At 62.3% G+C, this 20,281-nt stretch carries 13 protein-coding genes; 5 read left to right on the top strand and 8 right to left on the bottom strand.

All coding sequences use genetic code 11. The features are described 5' to 3' along the window. Positions 1–4 precede the first annotated feature (4 nt). The 5 genes from atpD (at position 5) to glmS (ending at position 6,170) form a co-directional block, all read left to right on the top strand. Positions 5–1,381: a F0F1 ATP synthase subunit beta gene (atpD, locus tag BFN10_RS18425; RefSeq protein WP_015886645.1), complete on the top strand. Its 1,377-nt coding sequence runs from the start codon at positions 5–7 to the stop codon at positions 1,379–1,381. 44 nt (positions 1,382–1,425) lie between these two features. Further along, positions 1,426–1,842, top strand: a complete 417-nt coding sequence (locus BFN10_RS18420; RefSeq protein WP_058424358.1) for a F0F1 ATP synthase subunit epsilon — start codon at positions 1,426–1,428, stop codon at positions 1,840–1,842. Positions 1,843–1,965: 123 nt separating this feature from the next. Then, complete coding sequence (gene glmU, locus BFN10_RS18415; RefSeq protein ID WP_071490882.1) at positions 1,966–3,333, top strand: bifunctional UDP-N-acetylglucosamine diphosphorylase/glucosamine-1-phosphate N-acetyltransferase GlmU; 1,368 nt, start codon at positions 1,966–1,968, stop codon at positions 3,331–3,333. A gap of 226 nt (positions 3,334–3,559) precedes the next feature. Continuing rightward, positions 3,560–4,327 (top strand): DeoR/GlpR family DNA-binding transcription regulator, encoded by a 768-nt coding sequence (locus BFN10_RS18410; protein WP_071490881.1) that lies wholly within the window; start codon positions 3,560–3,562, stop codon positions 4,325–4,327. 10 nt (positions 4,328–4,337) lie between these two features. Further along, positions 4,338–6,170, top strand: coding sequence for a glutamine--fructose-6-phosphate transaminase (isomerizing) (gene glmS / locus BFN10_RS18405; protein ID WP_071490880.1), 1,833 nt, complete (start codon positions 4,338–4,340; stop codon positions 6,168–6,170). An 86-nt stretch (positions 6,171–6,256) separates the two neighbouring features. Here the strand turns inward: glmS and pbpC are convergent, their stop codons facing one another. The 8 genes from pbpC to BFN10_RS18365 all read right to left on the bottom strand — a co-directional run bounded on the left by pbpC (position 6,257) and on the right by BFN10_RS18365 (position 20,234). After that, positions 6,257–8,557 (bottom strand): penicillin-binding protein 1C, encoded by a 2,301-nt coding sequence (gene pbpC, locus BFN10_RS18400; RefSeq protein WP_071490879.1) that lies wholly within the window; start codon positions 8,555–8,557, stop codon positions 6,257–6,259. Next, positions 8,538–14,342, bottom strand: coding sequence for an MG2 domain-containing protein (locus BFN10_RS18395; protein ID WP_071490878.1), 5,805 nt, complete (start codon positions 14,340–14,342; stop codon positions 8,538–8,540). The genes pbpC and BFN10_RS18395 overlap by 20 nt, the downstream gene beginning before the upstream one ends. A gap of 210 nt (positions 14,343–14,552) precedes the next feature. Next, entirely contained in the window at positions 14,553–15,485 is a 933-nt protein-coding gene (locus BFN10_RS18390) for a phosphatidate cytidylyltransferase (protein WP_017528659.1), read from the bottom strand. A gap of 1 nt (position 15,486) precedes the next feature. After that, positions 15,487–16,107 (bottom strand): lysophospholipid acyltransferase family protein, encoded by a 621-nt coding sequence (locus BFN10_RS18385; protein WP_071490877.1) that lies wholly within the window; start codon positions 16,105–16,107, stop codon positions 15,487–15,489. A 9-nt stretch (positions 16,108–16,116) separates the two neighbouring features. Beyond that, on the bottom strand, positions 16,117–16,560 hold the full coding sequence (locus BFN10_RS18380) for a hypothetical protein (RefSeq protein WP_071490876.1): 444 nt from the start codon (positions 16,558–16,560) through the stop codon (positions 16,117–16,119). After that, complete coding sequence (locus BFN10_RS18375; RefSeq protein WP_071490875.1) at positions 16,550–17,848, bottom strand: phosphatase PAP2/dual specificity phosphatase family protein; 1,299 nt, start codon at positions 17,846–17,848, stop codon at positions 16,550–16,552. The genes BFN10_RS18380 and BFN10_RS18375 overlap by 11 nt, the downstream gene beginning before the upstream one ends. 2 nt (positions 17,849–17,850) lie before the next feature. Next, positions 17,851–19,599, bottom strand: coding sequence for a bifunctional alpha/beta hydrolase/class I SAM-dependent methyltransferase (locus BFN10_RS18370; RefSeq protein ID WP_071490874.1), 1,749 nt, complete (start codon positions 19,597–19,599; stop codon positions 17,851–17,853). An 11-nt stretch (positions 19,600–19,610) separates the two neighbouring features. Next, positions 19,611–20,234, bottom strand: coding sequence for a CDP-alcohol phosphatidyltransferase family protein (locus BFN10_RS18365; protein WP_071490873.1), 624 nt, complete (start codon positions 20,232–20,234; stop codon positions 19,611–19,613). Between the last annotated feature and the right edge of the window lie 47 nt (positions 20,235–20,281).

The raw sequence follows: 20,281 nt of genomic DNA, 5'->3' as shown, positions 1-20,281 counted from the left end.
AGCTATGAGTAGCGGACGTATCGTTCAAATCATCGGCGCCGTTATCGACGTGGAATTTCCACGCGACAGCGTACCGAGCATCTACAACGCGCTGAAAGTACAAGGCGCGGAAACTACTCTGGAAGTTCAGCAGCAGCTGGGCGACGGCGTAGTTCGTACCATTGCGATGGGTTCCACCGAAGGCTTGAAGCGCGGTCTGGACGTTGTCGACACTGGCGCTGCCATCTCCGTACCGGTCGGTAAAGCGACCCTGGGCCGGATCATGGACGTACTGGGCAACCCGATTGACGAAGCTGGCCCGATCGACACCGAAGAGCGCTGGGGCATTCACCGTCCAGCACCTTCGTTCGCCGAACAAGCTGGCGGCAACGACCTGCTGGAAACCGGCATCAAGGTTATCGACCTGGTTTGCCCGTTCGCCAAGGGCGGTAAAGTGGGTCTGTTCGGTGGTGCCGGTGTAGGCAAGACCGTAAACATGATGGAACTGATCCGTAACATCGCCATCGAGCACAGCGGTTATTCCGTGTTCGCCGGTGTGGGTGAGCGTACTCGTGAGGGTAACGACTTCTACCACGAGATGAAGGACTCCAACGTTCTGGACAAAGTGGCACTGGTTTACGGTCAGATGAACGAGCCGCCGGGAAACCGTCTGCGCGTAGCACTGACTGGCCTGACCATGGCCGAGAAGTTCCGTGACGAAGGTAACGACGTTCTGCTGTTCGTCGACAACATCTACCGTTACACCCTGGCCGGTACTGAAGTATCCGCACTGCTGGGCCGTATGCCTTCGGCAGTAGGTTACCAGCCGACCCTGGCTGAAGAGATGGGCGTTCTGCAAGAACGTATCACTTCGACCAAGGAAGGTTCGATCACTTCGATCCAAGCGGTATACGTACCTGCGGATGACTTGACCGACCCGTCGCCAGCGACCACCTTCGCTCACTTGGACGCCACCGTCGTACTGTCCCGTGACATCGCTTCCCTGGGTATCTACCCAGCGGTCGATCCACTCGACTCGACTTCGCGCCAGCTGGACCCGAACGTGATCGGCCAGGAGCATTACGACACCGCTCGCGGCGTTCAGTACGTGCTGCAGCGTTACAAAGAACTGAAGGACATCATTGCGATCCTGGGTATGGACGAGCTGTCGGAAACCGACAAGCAGTTGGTATCCCGCGCTCGTAAGATCCAGCGCTTCTTGTCGCAGCCGTTCTTCGTGGCTGAAGTCTTCACCGGTGCATCGGGTAAATACGTTTCCCTGAAAGACACCATTGCTGGCTTCAAAGGCATCCTCAACGGTGACTACGACCACCTGCCAGAACAAGCGTTCTACATGGTCGGCGGCATCGAAGAAGCGATCGAGAAAGCCAAGAAACTGTAATCCAGGCGCCCGGAAATGGGCGCTCATCAGGTTGAGGCAATCAGATGGCTATGACAGTCCATTGCGATATCGTCAGCGCGGAAGGGGAAATCTTCTCCGGTCTGGTAGAGATGGTGATTGCACACGGCGAACTCGGTGACCTTGGCATTGCCATGGGCCACGCGCCGTTGATCACCAGCTTGAAGCCAGGTCCGATCACGCTGACCAAGCAGGGCGGGGAAAAGGAGGTGTTTTACATCTCTGGTGGTTTCCTCGAGGTTCAGCCGAACATGGTCAAGGTACTTGCCGACACCGTGCAACGTGCTGGCGACCTGGATGAAGCCTCCGCTCAGGAAGCCGTCAAGGCTGCCGAGAAGGCCCTGAACGAAAAGGGTGCGGACTTCGACTACAGCGCTGCTGCTGTACGTCTGGCCGAGGCTGCAGCCCAGCTGCGCACGCTCCAGCAGTTGCGCAAGAAGTAAGCGGCCTAGCCGTCGTACATCATGCGCGATTGATTAAAAAGGGTAGCCTCGGCTACCCTTTTTCTTTTTCAGCAAAACACTTCTCTGGTCTGAAGCCGGACCGCCCAGGATTGGTAGCCACTCATGTCTCTTGAAATCGTTATTCTCGCCGCAGGCCAGGGCACCCGCATGCGTTCGGCCCTGCCCAAGGTGCTGCACCCGATTGCCGGCAATTCCATGCTGGGCCATGTTATCCACAGCGCCCGGCAACTGGACCCCCAGCGCATTCACGTAGTGATCGGTCACGGTGCCGATGTGGTGCGTGAGCGTCTCGCCGCAGACGACTTGAATTTCGTTCTACAAGACAAGCAACTCGGTACCGGCCACGCCACCGCGCAGGCCGTGCCCTTCATCACGGCGGACACCGTGCTGATCCTGTATGGCGATGTGCCGCTGATCGAAGTCGAAACGCTGCAACGCCTGCTCAAGCATGTAGTCCCAGGCCAGATGGGCCTGTTGACCGTTGAACTGGAAGACCCCACTGGCTACGGACGCATTGTGCGCAACGCCGATGGCAAGGTTGCCGCTATCGTTGAACACAAGGATGCCAGCGAAGCCCAGCGCGCTATTACCGAAGGCAATACAGGGATCCTGGCAGTGCCTGCCAACAAGCTCGCCGACTGGATGAGCCGCCTGTCCAACAACAACGCCCAGGGCGAGTACTACCTCACTGACGTCATTGAAATGGCCGTGAGCGATGGCCTGCTGGTCGCCACCGAGCAGCCCCACGACCCGATGGAAGTGCAGGGCGCCAACGATCGCAAGCAACTGGCCGAGCTGGAGCGTCATTACCAACTGCGCGAAGGCCGCCGCCTGATGGCCCAGGGCGTGACCCTGCGCGACCCGGCACGCTTCGATGTACGCGGTGAGGTCACCGTCGGCCGCGACGTGCTGATCGATATCAACGTGATCCTCGAAGGCCGTGTGGTCATCGAAGATGACGTGGTGATCGGCCCGAACTGCGTGATCAAGGACAGCACCCTGCGCAAGGGCGTGGTGGTCAAGGCCAACACTCATATCGACGGTGCCGTGATGGGCGAGGGCAGTGACGCTGGCCCGTTTGCGCGGTTGCGTCCAGGTAGCGTGCTGGGCGCCAAGGCCCATGTGGGCAACTTTGTCGAATTGAAGAACGCCAAGTTGGACGCCGAAGCCAAAGTCGGCCACTTGACCTACTTGGGTGACGCCACCGTAGGCGCGCGAACCAACATCGGCGCGGGCACCATCACGTGTAACTATGACGGCGCCAATAAGCACCAGACCACCATTGGGGCGGACGTGTTTATCGGTTCCAATAATTCGTTGGTGGCCCCGGTTACCCTCGACGATGGCGCCAGCACAGCCGCCGGCTCAACCATCAACCAGGATGTGGATAAATCTCAACTGGCGGTAGCCCGCGCCCGCCAACGCAACATCGACGGCTGGAAGCGCCCGGTAAAAATCAAAAAGACCTGAGTTATCCACAGCTCTTCAGCGACAAGTATTCAATGTGGGAGGGGGCTTGCCCCCGATTGCAGACTCTCAGCCAACATCCTTGTAGCTGATAGACATCAATCGGGGGCAAGCCCCCTCCCACATTTGCTCTGTGTCGTATGAAAATTTGCTGCTTTCCGCTTGACGATGTTTCGCCAATAGGTTTTGATTGCCTTCGTTATCTTTCGAAACGAAACTTATCATCACCATGTCGAAACGAAATACACCCCAGCGGCGCCACAACATCCTGACCTTGCTCAATGAACAGGGCGAAGTCAGCGTGGACGAGTTGGCCAAGCATTTCGAAACGTCGGAAGTTACGATTCGTAAAGATCTGGCTGCCCTGGAAAGCAACGGCCTGCTGCTGCGTCGCTACGGCGGCGCGATCACCATGCCCCAGGAACTGGTGGGCGACGCCACCCAACCTATCTCGGTGTACAAGCGCGCCATCGCCCGTGCGGCTGTGATGCGCCTGCGCGAACACGCCCGCATCATCATCGACAGCGGCAGCACTACCGCCGCGATGATCCCTGAACTGGGCCACCAGCCCGGCCTGGTGGTGATGACCAACTCCCTGCACGTAGCCAGCGCCTTGAGCGAACTGGAACACGAGCCGGTGCTGCTGATGACCGGCGGCACCTGGGACCCGCATTCGGACTCGTTCCAAGGCCAGGTCGCCGAGCAAGTGCTGCGTTCCTACGACTTCGACCAGCTTTTCATTGGGGCTGATGGCATCGACCTGGAGCGCGGCACCACCACCTTCAACGAATTGCTGGGCTTGAGCCGCGTCATGGCCGAGGTCGCCCGTGAAGTGGTGGTGATGGTCGAGTCCGACAAGATTGGCCGCAAGATTCCCAACCTGGAACTGCCCTGGAGCAGCGTCCATACCCTTATTACCGATGATCGCCTGCCGCTCGAGGCCCGCGACCAGATCCAAGCCCGCGGCATTACGTTGATATGCGCGGCAATCATCTAGGAGAAACACCATGTGTGGCATCGTAGGCGCAGTCGCTGAACGCAACATCACTCCCATCCTGCTCGAAGGCCTCAAGCGCCTGGAATACCGTGGCTACGACAGCGCCGGTGTGGCCGTCTTCACCAACGCCGGCAAGCTGGAGCGCATGCGCCGCCCGGGTAAGGTCAGCGAGTTGGAACAGGCCCTGGCCGGCGAGCCGCTGGTGGGGCGTCTGGGTATCGCCCACACCCGTTGGGCCACCCACGGTGCGCCGTGCGAGCGCAACGCCCACCCACACTTCTCCGGCGATCTGGCGGTGGTGCATAACGGCATCATCGAAAACCACGAAGTGCTGCGCGAACAACTCAAAGGCCTGGGCTACGTGTTCACTTCAGACACTGACACCGAAGTCATCGCCCACCTGCTCAACCACAAACTCAAGGACCTGGGCGACCTGACTGTCGCCCTCAAGGCCACGGTCAAGGAACTGCACGGTGCCTACGGCCTGGCCGTGGTCAGCGCCAGCCAGCCCGACCGCGTGGTTGCCGCGCGCAGTGGCAGCCCGCTGGTGATCGGCCTGGGCCTGGGCGAGAACTTCCTCGCCTCCGACCAACTGGCGCTGCGCCAAGTCACCGACCGCTTCATGTACCTGGAAGAAGGCGATATTGCTGATATCCGCCGTGAAAGCGTGCAGATCTGGGACGTCAACGGTCAGTCCGTCGAGCGCGAAGCCGTGCAATACCGCGACGGTGCCGAAGCGGCCGACAAGGGCGAGTACCGCCACTTCATGCTCAAGGAAATCCACGAGCAACCCGCAGTGGTGCAACGCACCCTCGAAGGTCGCCTGAGCCAGAACCAGGTATTGGTCAATGCCTTCGGCCCACAAGCTGCCGAGCTGTTCGCCAAAGTGCGCAACGTGCAAATCGTCGCCTGCGGCACCAGCTACCACGCCGGCATGGTTGCCCGTTACTGGCTCGAAGAACTGGCCGGCATCCCGTGCCAAGTGGAAGTTGCCAGCGAGTTCCGCTACCGCAAAGTGGTGGTGCAGCCTGACACCCTGTTCGTGACCATCTCCCAGTCCGGTGAAACCGCCGACACCCTGGCCGCGCTGCGCAATGCCAAGGAGCTGGGCTTCCTCGCCAGCCTGGCCATCTGCAACGTCAGCATCAGCTCGCTGGTGCGTGAATCCGACCTGACCCTGCTGACCCAGGCCGGTCGTGAGATCGGCGTGGCGTCCACCAAAGCCTTCACCACCCAGCTGGTTGGCCTGCTGTTGCTGACCCTGTCCCTGGGCCAGGTTCGCGGCACCCTCGCCGAAGGCGTCGAATCCACGCTGGTCGAAGAACTGCGCCGCCTGCCAACCCGCCTGGGTGAAGCCCTGGCCATGGACAGCACCGTGGAAAAAGTCGCCGAGCTGTTCGCCGACAAGAACCACACTCTGTTCCTCGGCCGTGGCGCGCAATACCCGGTGGCGATGGAAGGCTCGCTCAAGCTCAAGGAAATCTCGTACATCCACGCCGAAGCCTACCCGGCCGGAGAACTCAAACACGGCCCATTGGCCCTGGTGGATGACGACATGCCGGTGGTTACCGTGGCGCCGAACAACGAACTGCTGGAGAAGCTCAAGTCCAACCTGCAGGAAGTCCGCGCCCGTGGCGGCCAACTGGTGGTGTTCGCCGACGAAAAAGCCGGCATGACCAACGGTGAAGGCACCCATGTCATCAACATGCCGCACATCCACGACACCCTGTCGCCGATTCTCTACACCATCCCGCTGCAATTGCTGTCGTACTACGTGGCCGTGCTTAAAGGCACCGATGTGGACCAGCCGCGTAACCTGGCGAAGTCGGTGACGGTGGAGTAACCCGCCACACCCTGGAGGCCCGACAGGGTCTCCAGCATCAACTCGGGGAGGTGAGGAATCAAACTACGTTAAGTGCGGCAGCCCGCCTAAGGTACAAACTCCACCTTCAACCCCCGGCTCGCACTGCGCCCCTGATCATCACTGACCCGCAACCGATACTCCCCCGACTTGCCCGGCCGCCAGTTCAGCGTGGTCTGCGGCGAACCCTGGCCGATCAAGGTTTGATCAGCAAACCAATACAGCGTCGCCGCATCGCTGGCCGCATTGGCATTCAGCGGGATGCTTTCCTGGGGTTGAGACAAGCGCAACTGGTAGCTCACCTGGGTCAGTGGCGAGCGGATCTGCGGCGCTTCACTCTGGTCACTCAGGCGGTTGGGCTGGCAGTTCTTCATCACACTGGGCGGCGTGCGCCGAGGCAGGCCGGCCGCGCGGTACAGGCGTTGCACGTCACTCGGCCAGAATTCGAAGACTTCTTCGCGGGTGTACTGCGGATCGAACGGCGGGCAGGCGGCCTTGCCGGTGCGGGTGTCGATCAGCACCGGGCGGTGCAGGTTGGACACGCGAATCGGCGAGACGCCGGGGATGTACCAGGTCTTGCGGGTTTGCGGGCACCAACGGTTGGGCAGTTCGCCGGACGCGGCGCAGACGTCGATGCGCACCAGCCCGGCGGGCGGTTTGTCAGGCTTGATGACGGTGTTGGGCAAGGCCAGGGGCAGGGCGTCGGCGATGCGGAAGAACAGCGGCGCAGCGGTCTTGGCACCGATAAACGCCGGGTTCGGGCGGCCATCGAAGTTACCCACCCACACCACCAGCACGTAAGGGCCGACCAGCCCCGCGCTCCAGGCATCGTGAAAGCCCCAGGACGTGCCGGTTTTCCAGGCAGTGCGCCAATGTCGACCGGGCAGGCCATCCGGGCGTGGGTTACGGCGCAGCATGTCGCGCACCATGAACGCGGCCTGGGGCGTGAGCAACGGCGCGCCGGTGGATTGCGGCTGTTCCTGCAAATAGCGCAACGGGCGCAGGTGCCCGTCACCGGCCAGCATCACATACAGCCGCGCCAGTTCTTCCGGGGTCATCTCGCCGCCACCGAGGGCCAGGGCCAGGCCGTAGTGGCTCTCGTCGCGCAGGCCTTTGATGCCGGCGCGTTGCAGCAATCCGTATAGAGACGGGGACTTCACTTGGCTGGCGAGCCACACCGCCGGGATGTTGCGACTGCGGATCAACGCATCTCGCGCTGTCAGCGGGCCGACAAAACTGCCGTCGAAGTTTTCCGGTTGGAAGTAGCCGAAGTTACTGGGCAAGTCTTTAAGGATGCTCATGGGGTGGATAACCCCCTGGTCCAGCGCCAGCCCATATAGAAAGGGTTTGAGCGTCGACCCCGGCGAGCGTCGCGACAGCACGCCATTCAACTGACCGTGCAGGTTTGTGGATAAGTAATCCGCCGAGCCCACCAGTGCCTTGACGCTCTGGTCGCGGCTGTCGATCAGGATCGCCGTGGCGTTTTCCACCCCTGTGCTGCGCCGCTCGGCGATAAACCCGGTGATCAGGCGTTCGAGCAATTGCTGCAACGGCAGGTTGAGGGTGCTGTTCAATTCATTGCCGGCTTGGGAAGCCAGCAGCTGTTCACTCAGGTGCGGGGCGAGGAACGGGATCTGCTGGCGGTTGCGCGCTTCCAAAGGCAAATCGAGCAGGCTGTCGTTGCGCGGGTCCTGTGGATAAGTCTGGCGCCAGTCCGCCATCAAGCGCAGTCGCGCATCTTGCAGTGAGGGCCCGAAGCGCGCCCGCCGCCCCGGCTGTTGCGGAATCACCGCCAGCGCCAGCGCTTCGGACAGCGACAGCTGCGCCGCCGACTTGCCGAAGTAGATACGGCTTGCGGCTTCAGCCCCTTCGATATTGCCGCCCATGGGCGCCAGGTTCAGGTAGGCCTCAAGGATATCGTGCTTGCTGTAGCATGCCTCCAGCCACAGCGCCAGCGCCATCTGCTGCAACTTGCCCGGCACCTGGCGGGTGTTCAGGTCCCACAGGCGCCGGGCCAGTTGCATGCTCAAGGTCGAGCCGCCCTGGCGCTGGCCACCGCTGTAGGTGGCCATGGCCGCCCGCAGCAACGCCGGGGGATTGATCCCCGGATGCCAGTAGAAATTGCGGTCTTCCTTGAGCAGCAAGGTTTCGACCAGTGACGGCGATATCCGCTCCAGAGGTAGCCACAGGCGGTATTGACCGTCATCCGCCAGCGTCATGCGCAATAGCGAACCGTCGTCGGCCAACACCACCCGCGATGAGGTGACCGCGTGTTCCAGCGGGGCATGGGGCCAGAGCCGCAGGCCCACCAGCACCGCCGCCGCTACGAGCAGCGGCGGCGCCAGGCGCTTAAGGCTTGGTAATTTCAAGCTGGCCTACTTTGCCGCGCCCTTGCAGGGTGGTCTCGTACATGCCTTCGGCGTAGGCCGGTGGCGTGTTGAAGGTGCCGGCGTTGGTGGCGCGTACACGGTAGACGAACGTGCCGACATCACGCAGCGCGGTACCGTACAACACCACGCGATCATCACGCACATCCACGTAGTCCGGCTGCCAGTTGCTCAGCTCGGTTTCGCCGATGGGGGCTTGCCAGCTCTGCTCTTCCTGGCTGTCTGCTTCCACGTACTCGGACTCTTCGCCCTCGTTTTCCTCCGTGCTGGCGGCTTCTGGCTCCGGCGGCAAGTTATACACAGGCTCGACGCCACCCGGCAGCAGGTCGACCACGGCCACTTGCTGTACCTGATCACGGTCGGTAGCACGCAGGCGCAGGCGCACCAGGAACTCATCACCCACCGCAACCTTGCTCACGGGCTCGCCTTTGAGGTCGAGGTATTCGTGGATGATGTCCAGGCCATTGTTGATCGGCTTGAGCTTGGCGCCCTTGTCGAAACCGGCTTCGCTGAGCATGTAGAACGCGGTCGGGCCGTCGGATTTTTCCATCACCAGCTTTTGCGTGTTGCCCGGCACGGCGGCGCGCGGCGGCTGGCCGGCCATCTCCAGCAATTGCTGTTGCTTGTCACCCAGCCAGGCGGTGGCCTTGAGGGTCATGTCGCTTTGCGCACGCTGGCCGTAGTTGTCCAGGGCACGCAGCAACAGGGCCGCCGACAGCGAGTTATAGCGCTGTTCGTTGAGACGTTTGCCGAGTTTATCCAACAGCGCTGCAGGCACATCGTCCATCAGCTCCGGGAAGTGTCGTGCCAATAGATGCAGGTGTTCGGCGTCGTGCACCAGCGGGTCGTAATACAGGCCGTCGCTGTCCCACTTATCCACAAGGGCGCGCCATGGCACCTTGCGGAACAGGGTATCGGCCTGGCGATCCTGCTTGAGCAGCTTGTAGCTGGCTGCCAGGTAAGCGGCGCCCAGGTCGTTCTGCCAGGTGTCCTTGAAGTAGCTTTCGTAGCGCTCGCGGATATCGCTCAGTGCACCACTCACCAGAATCCCCTGACGGCTCAGCAGGTAACTGGCGTAGGCGCGGTTGCGCAATTCCGACAGGCCTTCGCTGGGACCATTGGCCAGATCTGTCAGGTACGCATTCGAGCGCACCAGCAGGTCTTCCGGCACTGGCAGCCCGCGCTCCTTGGCTTCGATCAGAAAGTCGGTGGCGTAGAGGCTGGCGTAGGGCGCCACATCCGGGTTGGCCGCCCACAAGCCAAAGCCACCGGCCTGGTTCTGACGCTGGCGCAGCATGCGTACTGCACTGCCGAACGCTTGCTCGGCTTCCGGGGCGTTGCCGCCCCAGATCAATGCCGGCATGGCCTTGGACACCAGTTGCTCGGTGCAGGCGTAGCCGTAGTCGTCCAGGTAATGCTTGAGGCCGTTGGCCCACACCAGCGGCGAGGTGGCCACGCCCAGTTGCACATCGCGCAGTTGGCTGAACAGTTCGCGGGTCGGTTTCAGCTCTTTGCTGGCGCTGTCGAAGCGACCCAGGCTCAGGGCGACGCGATGTTCGCTCAGCGGGCGGATCGAGGTGGTTTCGGCGACCTGGATGCGCTTGCCATCCGGCAACACCGCGACAAAGCGCAAATCCGCCGAACCAAGGGTGTCGCCGACCTTGATCTTGAACTCGGCCGTGCCTTCCTTGCGCGGTTGCAGGGACAGTGTGCTGCCCTTATCGCCTTGCACCACCAGACCGTCGCTGGTCTGCACTTCAAACTTCACGTTCGCCGCCGCGTCGAGGTTGCTGAACACCCCGGCGCTGACGTTGAACACATCCCCCGGCGCCACAAAGGCCGGCACGTTCGGTGTGATCACGATCGGCCCGCGTACGTCGGTGCTGGCTTCGCTCACACCCACGCTGTCGCTGTCCACGGCCACCGCAAACAGGTGCAGCTTGCCGTTGAAGCTGTCCGGCACCTGGTAATGCAGCACGGTTTCGCCGGCCGGCAAGTCCACCAGCCCGGACCACCAGGCCACCGGCGGCTGGTGTTTACGCTTGAACGGGTTGAGGTGATTGGCCAGGGCGCCCTCCGTATCGCCACCGGGCGCCGCCCCACTGAGCAGGCGGCTGAATTCCGGCAGGATCAGGTCAAGGATCTGGCTGGTGCCGACTTCCAGCGCACGCTTCTGGAAGAAGAAGCCCAGCGGATCCGGTGTCTGATAGCGCGCTACTTGCAGGATGCCTTCATCGACGGCGTATACCACGGCGCGGCCCGGGCGATCAGCGTTGACCTTGATATCCAGCGTCTGCCCCGGCTCGATCTTCGCCGGACCCTCCACCTTCAAGGCCATGCGCCGCGCATCCAGGTTGATGCTGAACGGCACCACGCCGTAGGACAGCGGGCTCATGTACACCTCGGCCGAGCCCATGTCGCGCACAAACTGCACGTTCACGTAGGCATTGCCCTCAAGCCCTGCGGGAACACGGATATGTTGCACGCTGTTGGTGCTGTCGGCCTTGAACCACTGCTGGGTGTAGACCTTGTCCCGTTCGATAGTGATCAAGCCGGCGCCGGTGTACGGGGCACGGATGCTGATGGCGATTTCATCACCGGTGGCATAGCTGCGTTTATCCAGGCGCAGTTGCAGCTCGGCATTGCGTTCCAGGGAGCGCGAGGTGTTGCCACGCCCGGCCACGCTGTAGTCGATCTGGTTGAGCAGGTTGCCGTTGGCGTCCTTCAGCTGCAGGGTGAAATCGCCCGGTGTCGACGTGTTAAGCGTCTGCTTGGCGCCTTCTTTCGTCATCACCAACGGTGACGCGGGCTGGCTGATGTTCTTGATGCGTGACTCGTACTTGTAGGTGCCGTTGGACTGTTTCACCAGCACCGACACGTAACGGTGCTCGACCACTTCGCTGGTCAGGCCGTCCACCGCCAGTGGTGTCAGGTCCGGCGCGACGGCCAGCCATTGCACCTGGCGCGGTGCATCCTTGGCGACGTAAGACAGCGAATCCTGACTTTTCACACCCACCAGGTAGGGCGCGGACGACACCAGCAAGGCACTTTGCGCCGCCACGTTGCGACCGCCTTCGGCCTCGAACACCTGGGTCATCACCTGCAAACGATAGGTGCTGTTGGCGAAGCGTTGCAGGTTGAGGTCGAGCACGGCCTGGCCGTTGTCGTCGACGGTGGTTTCGGCCAGATCTTCGGTCGTGGCGTCTTCCAGGGAATCGTTAAGGCGGAAACGGTAGTCCGGGTAGCGATCAAACGCCGCGAGCGTCGGGCTCAGGGACATCTTCGCGGTGACACGACGGCCCGCAGCCGGAGCGCCGAACAGGTGCATGGCGGTGACCTTGGCCACCACTTGGTCCGGTGCAATCCAGCCCTGCACCGGCGTGTCATGCAGGCTCAGGCTGACTTTCATGCGGTCCGGCTCGAAGTCGCGGACCTTGAAGTTCACGCTGCCCAGGTCGGTGCGCGTCTGCTTCTGGCCGATCAACTGCAAGGTCGCGGTGTACTCCCCGGCGGGGGCGACTTCGCTGCTGGGGAAATCAAAGGTTTCAAAGCCGCTGGCGGACAGTTTCAACGGCTGGCGAATCACCTCCAGCCCACGCGGGTCGGTGATTTGCAGCTCCACCGGCAGGCCTTGCAGCATGCCCTTCCAGTTGCCACTGCGCACGATCATGCCCAGGTGCGCGGTTTCACCGGGCCGGTACAGGCCGCGGTCAGTAAACAGGTAGGCGCTGAGACGATCACTCGCACCGTCTTCTTCCAGGCCGCCTACGTCGAAACGCGACAAATCCAACTGCTGGGACTGGCGGGCGATCGGCAGGAACGACTGGTCATTGCCACGCGTGACCACATACATCAATGGCGTTTTCTCACGACGCAGTTCATCCAGCTTGGCGAAGTGCGCGTGGCCTTCGGCGTCGGTGCGGCCACTGCTCACCGGCAAACCGTTACGCCCGATGATGTCGACTTGCGCGTCGGACACTGGTGAACCATTGCCGATGGATTGCACGTACACGTCATGGCTGCCATCACTGGAACGCTTGGCGATGATGCCCAGGTCTGTCACCACGATGAAACGCAGGTCGCTGGTGCTGCTGCGCTCGTACTCGAATGTGCGCGTGGCGGGGTCGTCCTGGGGGCTGAGCTTGAGCACGAAAATGCCGCGCCGACCGCCGTTGGCGGTGAGGTAGTGGCTGAGGTCGACATTGTCGTAGACGGTTTTCGCCGGGTCATTGGAGGACAGCGGGATATCCAACGCCTGACGCTCGACCATGCGATCGAAATACTCATTGCCGAAATTCGGCCGGGCAAAGCTGCCGCTGCTCTGGTCCACCAGGTGTTGCAATTGGTTGGGCAGCAGGCGGGCGATTTCCACATGGGCGCCGGGCACGCCACGGGCCATGAAGCCCAGGCGTTTTTCGCCGTTGAGGCTGAGCAAGGCGCCGTCGGACAGGAACTGCAAGGTACGCGGATACGTCGGCATGCTGATCAGCGACGCCGTAGGATTTTTTGCCAGGTAGCCGCCGATGGCTTCCAGGTTGGCGGGCACTCGCACATACAGGGCGCGACCGGCCGGAGCCTTGAATTTGAAGGCGTGCAGGGTGTTCAGCGGCTCGACGCTGGGCACGTGGGTCAGGTTGACCTTGGTGCTGCGGGCGAGCAGGGCGTCATCGATGTCGTTGCTGCTATAGGGGCGCGTGTCGTCCTGGGCTTTTTCCGGCAGGAGCCAGGCCTGTACCTTGCCAGCGATGGTCTCATCGGCCACGGCGCTGGAACTGCTGAACATCAGCACGGGCTCCGGCTCACCACGTTGGTTGTCGACAAAGCTGACTTCGGCCCCGGTGAAGGTCAGGCGATAGCGACCGGGCACGGTGACTTCCGCCACCAGCGGCGCAGTGCTGGCGTTGCCGCCGTCGCGGGCCTTGATGCCTTCGTCGAGCCGGGCGCTGACTGGCGTGCTTTCCAGTGGCGTGGCCAGGGCGGCGGAGCGTACGTAGGCGTTGAGTTTCTTCTCGTCGAAGGTAATTTCCGGGCGGTTGGGCAACTGGGCGTCGCGGTAGGCCAGGCCTTTGCCGAGGGTCACGCTCACCCGCTTGCGTAGGGTGTCTTCATCCACCGGGTGGGAAAAATGGAAGGTCGCCACCAGCTGTTTCAGCGTCGGGTTGGACGGGTCCTGATACAGCTCGTTTTGCGCCAGGGTGGCGCGGAACGGTTGGGTGGAAAACTGCGTGCTGTATTGGTCCAGCAACACGCCGTCGGCCAGCAGGTTTTTCTTCGCCAGGTCGAGGGTGTAATGGGCGTCGATGGGCCAGTCTTTTTCCGGGACGAACAACAGGCTGCGGTCGTCCGCCCAGCGCCAGGTGCCTGCGACCGCAGGTTTCAGGGTGATACCCTCAGTGACCGGCTTGCCGATGGCCGCCAGCGGGGCCACGGATTCGCCGAAGCGCACCTGCAAGTTATCCACAACCGGCGTGGGCTGGGTGTAGTCGGTGAGGTTCGGTTTGTGCAGCGAATAGCTCGCGGTATGTGGTTGCGGCAGGTTGGAATACCAGTGCCAGCCATAGAAACCAGCGGCCGCCAGCAACGCCAGGCCTACTACGCCGGCACCGGTTTGACGTGGATAAGCGCGGGCTTGGCTGCCCAGGTTAGCCAGCCCACGGCCAACGGCACGCAGCCAGACCGGCGGATGCCACTGGCCAAAGACGGCCCCCACCACAGTCAATAACGCACCGAGAATACGGCGGCTGATCGCTTTGAACGAATCGAACATGGTGAGCATCCCTGGCTAAGTGCGGCGTATCTTACACGCGTCTTTGATACAAAAGATGACGTCGATACACCGTCCCGCCAGGCGTGTTGCACAAAAGTGAGGCGCACCTCACAACTGATACGCCGCGCCGCCGAGGCGCGGTTTGTCATGGGGCTGCTGCGCAGCCCAACTCACCACCTGCCAGATCGTTATCTGGCTTTAGAGCGGACCTCAGGTCCACCAGTAGCGCACAAGATGAAAGAAGATCGGCGCCGCAAAGCACACCGAATCCAACCGATCCAGCATCCCGCCGTGCCCTTCGATCATATGCCCCCAGTCCTTCACGCCCCGGTCGCGCTTGATCGCCGACATCACGATGCCGCCGGCAAAGCCGAGCAGGTTGATCAGCAGCGCAATCAGGAACGACTGCCACGGGTTGAACGGCGTGGTCCACCACAGGGCTGCGCCGATCAGGGATGACAGGAGAATCCCGCCGACGAAGCCTTCAACGGTTTTGGAGGGCGACAGGTTGGGTGCGATCTTGTGCTTCCCGAACAACTTCCCACACACGTACTGCAGCACGTCCGACAGTTGCACCACGATCACCAGGTAGGCAATCAGCAACAGGTTGCGGCCTTCGTAGCCAGGGATGTCGAGGGTGAGCAGGGCGGGCACGAAGGATACGCAGAACACTGCGATCATCAGGCCCCATTGCACTTTCGAGGCACGTTCGAGGAAGTGCGTGCTGTCGCCACCCAGGGAGGCGAGGATCGGCAGCAGCAGGAACACGTACACCGGGATGAAAATCGAGAACAGCCCGTACCAGTCCGAATAGATCAGCAGGTATTGCAGCGGCAGCGCCAGGTAGAACGCGGCGACCAGCGCGGGATAGTCGCTGCGGCGGGTGGGGGTGAGCGTGAGGAATTCGCGCAGGGCGTAGAACGAGACGGCGTAGAACAGCAAGATCACCGCGCCGGTGCCGAGCCAGAAGGCGATGCCGATGACCACCACCATCACCCACCAGGCGTTGATGCGGGCGTTGAGGTTGTCGATCACCGCGTTGGGCGTACCACGGGTGCGCAGTTTGAGGATCAGGCCGATCAGCGAGGCCAGCACCAGAATCGCGCCGATACCGCCGAACAACATCAGGGTTTGGCTATCCATGTCAGACGTGCTCCGGAGCAAGGGCGAGCAGAGCATCGCGGGTACGGGCCAGGAAGGCGGCTTTGTCTTCGCCGTCTTCCAATTGCAGCGGGGCGCCGAAGCTGGTGGTGCACAACAAAGGCAGCGGCAGCACGCGGCCCTTGGGCATGACGCGGTTGAGGTTAGCGATCCACACGGGGATCAACTCGGCCTGTGGGTAACTTTTCGCCAGGTGATAAAGGCCGCTTTTGAACGGCAGCAGGCCGTCTTCGAGGTTGCGCGTGCCTTCCGGGAAGATGATCAGCGAGTCGCCGCCTTCCAGGGCGTCGAGCATCGGCTGTAGAGGGTTATCCACAGGGTCCTTGCGTTCGCGGTCGATCAACACGCCGTTGAACACCCGGTTGATGATGTAGCGGCGCAGGGCGCTTTTGTTCCAGTAATCACTGCCGGCCACCGGGCGCGTGAATTTGCGCAGGTTTTGCGGCAATGACGCCCAGAGCAACACAAAGTCGCCGTGGCTGCTGTGGTTGGCGAAGTAGATGCGTTGCACCGGCACCGGCGCGCACCCAAGCCACAGGCTGCGGGCGCCGGTGACGGTGCGGGCCATGGAGGTAATCAGCGTGGCGACCACGGGTTCGAACATGGGGATTCCTTATCCGGCGAAAGGCAGCCAAGGGCTGGCGAGGATCACGCCCAGGGTCAGCAGCGCTTGCGCGCCGAGCAGCCAGGCTTGTTTGCGCAACAGTTTGAGCGCGCCGCGACGGCGTTCGGCCCAGGGCCGGCCAATGCGCTTGGCCGATTGCAGGCCGAGCGTCACCAGGGCCTGGTCGAGGTCCGGCGTGCGCTCGATGTCGCGAGCCAGCAGGGCGAACAGGTCGGCGTCGAACGCCACGCGCAGCGCCCAGTACTTTTGCAGCAGCCCGAGGATAATCATCCACAGGCTGAGCAGCAGGCAGATGATCGAAATACTCGCCATCAACAACTGCGCCATGCCGAACAGCACACCGGCCAGGGTCAGGCCTGTGGATAACTGATCCAGCGAACGGCCACGACGCAGCAGGCTGGCGACCACCTGCAGTTCCATATCAGCGGGCATGGGGCAAACCCTCCAACGCTTCTCGGTGTGCGGGGCACAGGACCACATCGGTCCGTGCTGTACGAATGATAGACAGCGCTTGCTCTACCGTCGCAGCGCGCCGGGTATGCAGCAACCAGGCGGCGACGGCGGTAGCGCTGCGCGAGTAGCCGAGGGCGCAGCACACCAGCACGGGGCCGCTGGCGCGCAGACGCTCGATGGCTTGGGCGGCTTGCAGGCATTCGGCAGGCGTGGGCGCGATCAGGTCCAGTACCGGGATGGATTGATAGGCCCGCCCCTGTGGATTAATCGGTAATTCGGCACACAGATCGACGATGGCCTTGAAGGGCACTTGCTCGCTTGTGGCAGGAATACGCCCCAGCCAGATGTTATCCACAATCAGGTCGGGCTGTGGATGCTTGCGTGTCCACAGGCGCGAGTTGATCCAGGCGGCGGCCAGATAGGGTGCATATAGCCAGCGTGCGGCGGGCGTCTGTTGGCCGTCAGTGCGTTTCTGGAAGCCCGAGGCCCCCAGCACCAAGTAATTGGCCTTGATCAAGGCGAGGGAAACCGCCGGCCACAGTAGCCACAGCCACCAACCGCCCAGTACAAACGCTGGAATCGCCAACAGTACCGCGCCAAGCCCATAGCGCACGCCCAACCGCCAGCGCTTGGGATCTCGCGTCAGCCGTGCACTCAACAACGGGCTCGGATGTTCCACCGGCCACAGCCACACACAAATCCACCCGGCGAGGGCGCCTGTGGGTAAGTCGATAAAGTGGTGTTGATAAGTGGTCAGCACCGAAATGCCGATCAACGCGAACCAGCCATGCACCAGCCAACGCCATACGCCTTGGGTGTGGCGCTGGTACATGACCCATAGGATCACCAGCAGTGCGATGTGCAGCGAGGGCGCCTGGTTGAACGGTTTGTCGAACCCGGCCAACACCGCAAACAGCCAGCCAAACACACCATCCAGTTCCGGCCGTTCGAAGGTAAAGCGCAACGGCCAAAGCAGGAAGCAGCTCACGGCAATCACCTGGGCACTCAGCAAGCGCAGTGCATGTTGCTTCAACTCATGCCGGGTGTTGGGCAACAACAACGAAAAACCATAAAGCAGGTCGATGGACCAGTAAGGCACGATCGTCCATGCCCAGAACGGCATATGGGTTTCCCAGCCGAACACCAGCGTGCCGACGTCGCTGCGCTGGCTGGTGACCCAGGTGGCAAAGCCGTAGGTGCTGAAGAACAGCGGCGCCAACAGCAGCAGCCACAGCACCGCGGGTTTCAATAAACCGGGTTCGCGCATGTTCAGATCTTCTGTGCCAGGGACACGGTGAAAATGCCCCACTCATCCACACGCTGGGTGATTTTGCGGAAACCGGCCGCCTCCACCAGTTGATCCATTTCCGCCTGGCTGCGCCGGCGCATCACCCAAGCCTGGCCCTGGCGGTGGCTGGTCAGGGCTCGGGCGATCAATTCCAACTGCGGGTGCCACGGTTGGCCGGTGTAGACCAGGTAACCGCCGGGCTCCACCGCTTCGGCCAGCCCGGCCAGCGAACCGCCGACCATGCCGTTATCGGCAAACAATTCATACAGCCCGGACACCACCGCCAGGGTCGGCTTGGGGTCGAGTGCCGCCAGGTCCAGGCGATCAAACGCATCACCTTTGACGAACTGCGCGATATCCCCCAAACCCTTCTCGCGAATCAACGCGCCACCGTCGCGCACGTTGATGTCGCTGTAGTCGCGCAGCAGGATCGATTCCGGCAGCGGCGACACGCCCTGCAAGGCTTCCAGGATGTAGCGACCGTGGCCGGCGGCGATATCCACGATGCGCACTTCACGATCTTCACCGCGCAACTTGGCCATGGCCAGGCGCAGCAGTTCCTCCACATTCAGCTTGCGCTGGCGAATACCACGCCAGCCGATGGAGTTGAGGTAATTGGTGTCGATCATCCGCCCCAGCCCGCCTTTGCCGGTAGGCGTGTTGCGGTATACGTAGTCCAGGGTGCTGCCGGAGTCGAAACCGGTATCGAAGCCCAGTTTCACCCCGTCCGACAGGTTCTTGCCCAGGCCCATGCTGGCGCGGGTCATGCGCCAGTACAGGTCGCGCAGGGAGTTGCGCGGCAGCGGTGCGGCCAGGGCTTCGGATTCGGCGCAGGTGGCGCCGAGTTTGTCGGCGTCCAGCAGCGAAGCGCGATCCAGCGGGTGTTCGAAGTTCTGCAGGATGAAGCGCCGGGCGCTGCTCACAGCGGTGGCGCGATCACGTTCGCCGAGGGTGTCGTGGAAGAAACCGGGGAGAATGTGCAGCTCTTTTTTCAGGCTGCCCAGGCGGTCGAAGAACTGTTGCTGGGGCTTGCGGTGCACCACAAAGTCGGAGCCGGAGACCAGCAACTGGGTCGGCACCTGGATCGCCTGGGCATCGGCTACGACCCGGTCGGCGGCTTCGTACAGGCCCAGCAGCACATTGACCGAAATGGCCTTGGTGATCAGTGGGTCGCTGTCGTAGGACGCCACGCGTTCCGGGTCATGGCTGAGGAACCTGGCCTTCACGTAGCTGTTGACGAAAAAGTTGCCGCGAAACTTGCGCATCAACGCCAGGCCCGGCCGGGCGAAGGGCACGTAGAGCTTGACCTTGAACGCCGGGGAGGCAAGCACCAGCGCGCGGATTTTCGGTGCGTAATCATGCACCCAGGTCGCGGCAATCACCGCGCCGACGCTTTGCGCGACGACGGCAAAATTTTCTTCCTCGATGGCGTAAGTGGCGCCGATGTGGTCGCAGAAGGTCTGCACATCACGGGCGCTGGTGGCGAAGCTGGGGCTGTCGCCGCGCTCGCCGGGGGATTGGCCGTGGCCGCGGGCGTCCCAGGCGAAGAAGTCGAATTGCGGCAGGTTCAGCTCATCCACCAGGTGGGCGATACGCCCGGAATGCTCGTGGCCGCGATGGAACAGCACGATGGCCTGGCGCTGACCGGTGGTTTCCGTGGCCGGCCAGTGCCGATAAAAAAGCTCGACGCCATCATGGGTACTGAAGGTGTGCTCTTGCTGTTCGCGCATCGCAAAAATCCTTATGCAATCGGTGAGGTTTCTTGTTGTTCTTTAAGGCCCTGGCGCACCCGGTTGACCAGGGTGTAGGCGAGCAGGGCGGCCACCAGCCACATCACCGCGTCGACCCAACCGACGCCCAGCCAGCCCAGCGCCACGCCGGTGGCCAGTACGCCGAGCACAAAGGCACGATCACTCTTGCCCATCGGCCCGTCATAGCGGCGCGAAGCACCGACCATCGGACCGAGCACACCGGCGTACTCGCTGAACACCGCCAGCAGCGCCACCAGCAGCACCGGCACCAGGCTCACACCTGGGATCAGCGCGAATGGCAGGATCAGCGCGCTGTCGGCGATTACATCGCACAGCTCATTCAGGTAGGCGCCCAGGCGCGATTGCTGGCCGAATTCCCGGGCGAGCATGCCGTCGATGGCGTTGAGCGCCATGCGCAGGATCATCCACAGCGGGATCAGCGCGAACAGCCACAGGTGGGTGGCGAAGCTGGCGATCAGCAGGCCGACCAGCAGCGAAATCACGCCGGCCAAAACGGTGATCTGATTGGCGGTGGTGCCGTTGTCGTAGAGGCGCTGCACCAGTGGACGCAGCAGGTTTTGAAAACGCGGCTTGAGCTGATAGATCGAAATCATGTGGGGTGACGCTTCCTTGTCCGTGAGCCCGCGAAAAACTGTTCTGG

The sequence above is a fragment of the Pseudomonas extremorientalis genome, assembly GCF_001870465.1.
Classification (GTDB): Bacteria; Pseudomonadota; Gammaproteobacteria; order Pseudomonadales; family Pseudomonadaceae; genus Aquipseudomonas; species Aquipseudomonas extremorientalis.
Note: the sequence above shows the minus strand (reverse complement) of the source record. Positions and strands in the feature narration are given on the sequence as shown.